The sequence below is a fragment of the Nitratireductor sp. ZSWI3 genome (assembly GCF_024655565.1).
In the GTDB taxonomy this organism is placed as follows: domain Bacteria; phylum Pseudomonadota; class Alphaproteobacteria; order Rhizobiales; family Rhizobiaceae; genus Nitratireductor.
The window spans coordinates 1-5,111 of sequence record NZ_JANKOF010000165.1 but is presented as its reverse complement, the minus strand read 5'-3'; the positions used below and the strand labels follow the sequence as shown (position 1 = coordinate 5,111).

General features: G+C 66.3%; 5 protein-coding genes. 4 read left to right on the top strand and 1 reads right to left on the bottom strand.

Going from position 1 to position 5,111, the window contains the following annotated elements:
• Positions 1-378, bottom strand: a 378-nt coding sequence (locus tag NUU27_RS24865; protein ID WP_308220002.1) for a sugar-binding domain-containing protein, incomplete at its 3' end; no start/stop codon positions are given.
• A gap of 212 nt (positions 379-590) precedes the next feature.
• On the opposite strand from NUU27_RS24865, the gene NUU27_RS24860 reads away from it, so the two are divergent.
• The 4 genes from NUU27_RS24860 to NUU27_RS24845 form a co-directional block, all read left to right on the top strand.
• On the top strand, positions 591-1,580 hold the full coding sequence (locus NUU27_RS24860; RefSeq protein ID WP_257764976.1) for an ABC transporter substrate-binding protein: 990 nt from the start codon (positions 591-593) through the stop codon (positions 1,578-1,580).
• A gap of 11 nt (positions 1,581-1,591) precedes the next feature.
• Positions 1,592-3,295, top strand: coding sequence for an iron ABC transporter permease (locus NUU27_RS24855; protein ID WP_257764975.1), 1,704 nt, complete (start codon positions 1,592-1,594; stop codon positions 3,293-3,295).
• Entirely contained in the window at positions 3,283-4,362 is a 1,080-nt protein-coding gene (locus NUU27_RS24850) for an ABC transporter ATP-binding protein (RefSeq protein ID WP_257764974.1), read from the top strand. Before NUU27_RS24855 ends, NUU27_RS24850 begins: the two co-directional genes overlap by 13 nt.
• A partial coding sequence (locus tag NUU27_RS24845; RefSeq protein WP_257764973.1) for an MBL fold metallo-hydrolase occupies positions 4,362-5,111 on the top strand: 750 nt, incomplete at its 3' end. The genes NUU27_RS24850 and NUU27_RS24845, both read left to right, overlap by 1 nt.

Below are 5,111 nucleotides of genomic sequence, written 5' to 3'. Positions count from 1 at the left end.
GTGAAGCTGCTCTTCGAGATAGCGCGCCACGGCATGGCCGATGGCGCGCTCCAGCTTCTGCGTCTCGTCCGGTTCCGGCACGACGATCGCGCTCTGCAGGTTCCAGCGCTTCTCCAGTTGCCGCTCCAGCGCGATCTGCTCGGCGGTGTCGGCATTGATGGTGGTCACGACGGTGTGGTCCTCGGCGCTGGCGGCCAGCGCCCGCATCACCTTCATGCGGCTGACGTTCAGGAGGCTGGCGATCTTCTCCTGCGTCAGCCCTTCCACGTAATAGAGCCAGGCCATCTTCACGTTCATGTCCACGGAGGAAAGCGTCGGCTGGCTCGCCTTGTCCTTTTTTTTCGTTTTGCGCGGCACGGAGTTGATTCCCTCTTTCATCGCTTCAGGTTTAGCACATGCCGGACCGGTGCCCGCAGGGATTGCAAGGCGAAAGCAACGAAATTTTATTGCGTTCTTTTGTTATTGACGAAAAACATATGTTCATGCTCAATATCCGAGCGCAATTGTTACGTGCCTGTCATATTGCGCATGCAGGGGAGGAGTTCCGGCACTGCAGTCGTCGGAATATGCAAACAGAGGAGTCCATCTCGATGGAACGCAGATCAACCATTCGCAAGGTCGCGCTGGCGACCGCATTGCTCGCATCCGCAGCCTTCGGTCCGGCCTTCGCCGAGGACCTGGTTCTCTACACGTCGCAGCCGGACGCCGATGCCGCCGCCACGGTCGATGCCTTCAAGCAAGCCAATCCCGGCGTGGAGGTGCAGATCTTCCGCTCCGGCACCAGTGACCTGATGACCAAGCTGGCCGCCGAGTTCGCCGCCGGTAGCCCGCAGCCCGACGTGCTTCTGATCGCCGATGCGGTTAGCATGGAGACGTTGAAGAAGGACGGCCACCTGATGGCCTATCCCGAAGCCGATGTGGAAGGCTTCGATCCGGCCGCCTATGACGCCGACAAGACCTATTTCGGCTCCAAGCTGATCACCACGGGCATCGCCTACAACACCGGCGCCGCCGAGAAGCCTGAGCACTGGTCGGATCTTTCGGGCGAGGCCTACAAGAACCTCACCATCATGCCGAGCCCTCTCTATTCGGGCGCGGCGGCCTATATGCTGTCGGCCTTCGTCGGGCGCGACGACCTCGGCTGGGACTATTTCGAGAAGCTGAAGGAAAACGGCCTGGTCAGCGTGCGCGGCAACGGCGCGGTGCTGAAGTCGGTCGCCAGCGGCGAGAAGGCCTACGGCATCCTGGTCGACTTCATGGCCATGAACGCCAAGAAGGACGGTTCGCCGATCGAGTTCGTCTTCCCCGAGGAAGGCGTGACGGCGGTGACGGAGCCGGTCGCCATCATGTCGACGGCGAAGAATCCCGAGGCGGCCAGGAAATTCGTCGACTTCATCCTCTCCGACGCGGGTCAGAAGCTGGCGCTGGAGCAGGGCTACCTGCCGGCCAATCCGGCGGCGGGCCGCCCAGACTGGCTGCCCGAGGGCACGCAGGTGAAGGTGATGTCCGTCGACGTCAAGAAGGTGGTCGATGAGATCGACGCCAACAAGGAGAAGTTCTCCTCCATGTTCGGCGGCTGAGGCACCGGCAAATGTCCGCAATGCAGAAGGAACGTCAGGGCCAGGAGCTGGCCCTGACGATGGGCATCGTCGCGATCATCGTCGTCTTTTCGCTGCTGCCGATGGCACGGCTCCTGCAGGAGGTCGTGCTGCCCGGCGGGCGCTTCTCGCTCGATGTCATCCGCACCGGCCTCGTCAGCCGCAGCACCTGGGTCGCCACCTGGAACACGCTGTGCGTGGGCGTGGGCGGCACGCTCTTTGCCCTGGTGCTGGGCGTCGCTGTCGCCATCCTCGTCTCGCTGACCGACGTGCGCCAGCGCCAGGCCTTCGTGCTCTGCTTCGTCACGCCGCTGATGATCGCGCCGCAGGTGACCGCACTCGCGTGGCTGCAACTGTTCGGCCCGTCGAGCCCGCTGCTCAACATGCTGGGCATGGCGCCGCCGCTCGGCACGCGCAATCCCCTCTATTCGCCTGAAGGCATCGTCTTCCTGCTCGGCATCCAGTATGCGCCGCTGGTCTTCCTGATCGTGCGCGCCGGCCTGCGCAAGCTGCCGCGCGAGCTGGTCGAGGCCGCGCAGTCGAGCGGGGCCGGCTGGGCGCGTGTGCTCGTCACCATCATCCTGCCGCTGATGACGCCGTCGATCGTCGGTGCCGCCGCACTCACCTTCGTGTCCTGCGTGGGTAATTTCGGCATCCCCGCTTTCCTCGGCATTCCGGCGAACTATCTCGTCCTGCCGACGCTGATCTACCAGCGCCTCGCCGGCGGCGGCCCCGCCGTCCTGTCGGCCGTCGCCTTCCTGTCGGTGCTGATCGGCGTCATCGCCATGATCGGCATCGTGGCACAGGATCGGATCGCCAAGCGCCGCGACTTCCGCATCACCTCCGCCTCGCTGCCCGCCGCTCCCTACCAGCTTGGCCGCTGGCAGGTTCCGGTGGAACTCGGCATGTGGGCGCTGATCGTCTTCATCCTCGTCCTGCCGCTGGTCGGGCTGATCCTCACCTCGCTGGTGCGCGGCTACGGCGTCACGCTGACGGCCGGCACGGCGACGATCGAGAATTATCGTTTCGTCGTCTTCGAGCATGCCGCGGCGAGCCGGGCTTTCCTCAACAGCCTCTATCTTTCGGCCGCGGCGGCCGTGTTCGCCGTCTTTGCCGCGATCCCCATCGCCTATGTGATCGCCTGGGGCAGGAACCGCTGGATCAAGGCGCTCAACCTGGCGGTCGAGCTGCCCTATGCGCTGCCGGGCGTGGTGCTGGCCATCGCGTCGCTGCTCCTGTTCCTGAAGCCGATGCCGATCACCGGCATCCAGATCTACAACACGGTCTGGATCATCCTCTATGCCTATCTCGCCCGCTTCCTGGTGCTCGCCGTGCGGCCGACCGTCACCGGCTATTTCCAGCTCGACCGGGCGCTCGAGGAGGCCGCGCAGGTGGCCGGCGCGGGGCTCTTCACGCGCATGCGCACCATCATCTTCCCGCTCATCGCGCCGGCGGCCATCGCCGGCGGCCTGCTCATCTTCATGACGGCGCTGTGCGAGCTCACGGTCTCCGCCCTCCTGTGGTCGTCCGGGTCGGAGACCATCGGCGTCGTCATCTTCTCGTTCGAGCAGGGCGGCGATTCCAAATACGCGGCGGCGGTCTCCGTCATCATGGTCGCGACCACCTTTCTCCTGATGCTGCTCGCCAGCCTCTTCGCAAAAAAACTACCGGACGGAGTTCTTCCATGGCGGGACTGAGCATCGACAACGTCACCAAGAGCTTCGGCGCCAGCAAAGCGCTCGACAGCGTGTCGATTGACGTCGCCGACGGCGAGTTCCTGGCCGTGCTCGGGCCGTCGGGCTGCGGCAAGACCACGCTGCTGCGCATGATCGCCGGCTTCGAGACCGTCACCGGGGGGCGCATCAGCATCGGCGGGCGCGAGGTCTCCTCGCCGGCGATGAATGTGCCGCCCGAAAGGCGCCGCGTCGGCATCGTCTTCCAGAACTATGCGCTGTGGCCGCACATGACGGTGGCCGAGAACATCGCCTACGCCCTCAAGGTGGCGGGCGTTTCCCGCGCCGAGCGCGACAAGCGGGTCGGCGATGCGCTGGCGCTCGTCGACATGCAGCCATATGGCGATCGCCGGCCCGCCAACCTGTCCGGCGGCCAGCGGCAGCGCGTCGCGCTTGCCCGCTGCCTGGTGGCCGAGCCGCGCCTGGTGCTCTTCGACGAGCCGCTCGCCAATCTCGACGTGCATCTGCGCGCCTCGATGGAGGACGAGTTCGCCAGTTTCCACAAGCGCACCGGCACCACCATTCTCTACATCACCCACGACCAGGCCGAGGCCATGGCGCTCGCCGACCGCATCGCGGTGATCGATCACGGCCGCCTCATGCAGCTCGCGACGCCTCACGAGCTGTACCATGCGCCGGCAAATGAGATGGTCGCCTCCTTCATCTCGCAGGGCATGGTCCTGCCGGCCGACGTTTTGACGGCGGAGAAGCGGGGGGCATGCAAGGTGCGGGTGCTCGGGCAGGAGCTGGTCGTGCGTTGCCGCAAGGGCGAGAAGCCGCGCAGGGATGCGCGCATCTGCTGCCGCGCCTCGCAGATCGAGGCGGCGAAAGGCAAGGCCGAGGGCTTCGGCGGCACCGTCACGCGGGCCGTCTATCGCGGCGGGGCCGCGCGGGTCGAATTCGAGCCGGATGGCGCGCCGCAGGTTGGGCTCCATTTCGACCAGCCGGACCCCGTCGCCTTCGAGGCAGGCCAGCGGGCGCGCTTGCGCATCACCTCCGGCTGGCTCATCCCGGCCGGCGAGGGCGCCTGATGCTGCAGGTCGATCTCCAGGGCGGTTTTGGGGAAAAGGGGCGCACCAGCATCGCCGTCAGCGATGGCAGGACCCGCATCATGCTCGATGCGGGGATCAAGGTCGGCGCCACGGGCGATGCCTATTACCCGCGGCTGGCGCGGCCGGTCGGAGAGATCGACGCGCTGTTCATCTCCCACGCCCATGAGGATCACATCGGCGCACTGTGCCGGCTCTTGAGGCTGGGTTATGGCGGGCCGGTCTACATGACGGCGGAGACCCGTGCCGAAATGCCGGCGACGCTCGCCCAATACGCCGATCCGCTGGATCTGCGGGACTTTCCGCCACCCGATGCGCAGATCCGGCTCTTCCGGCCCGGCGAGACGCTCGCTGTCGGCGCGCTGCAGGTGCAGACCGGTGCGTCCGGTCATGTGGTCGGGGGCGTGTGGTTCGCGGTGACGGGCGAGGGGACCCGTGTCGTGTATGCCGCCGACATGGTGCCGCAGAGCGCCGTCTTCCAGATGCAGCCTTTGCCGTCGTGCGATCTCCTGATCCTCGATGCTTCCTATGGGGCCGATCCCGTCGCCGGCTCGCAAAGGGCCCGCAGCATCGCTGCCTGGGTGGCCCGGCATGCCGGCGGCTGCCTGCTGCCGACGCCGCTTTCCGGCCGTTCGCTGGAGCTGATGGCGGCCATCGACACGCCGTTCGCTGTGGAGGCCGGCATGCGCGACGCGCTCGCCGCCCAGATCGGTGCCCGGCAGGCGCTGCGG

Coding starts and splice junctions, on each gene's coding strand:
- NUU27_RS24855 (WP_257764975.1), top strand. CDS start 1,592: ATGTCCGCAATGCAGAAGGAACGTCAGGGCCAGGAGCTGGCCCTGACG.
- NUU27_RS24850 (WP_257764974.1), top strand. CDS start 3,283: ATGGCGGGACTGAGCATCGACAACGTCACCAAGAGCTTCGGCGCCAGC.
- NUU27_RS24860 (WP_257764976.1), top strand. CDS start 591: ATGGAACGCAGATCAACCATTCGCAAGGTCGCGCTGGCGACCGCATTG.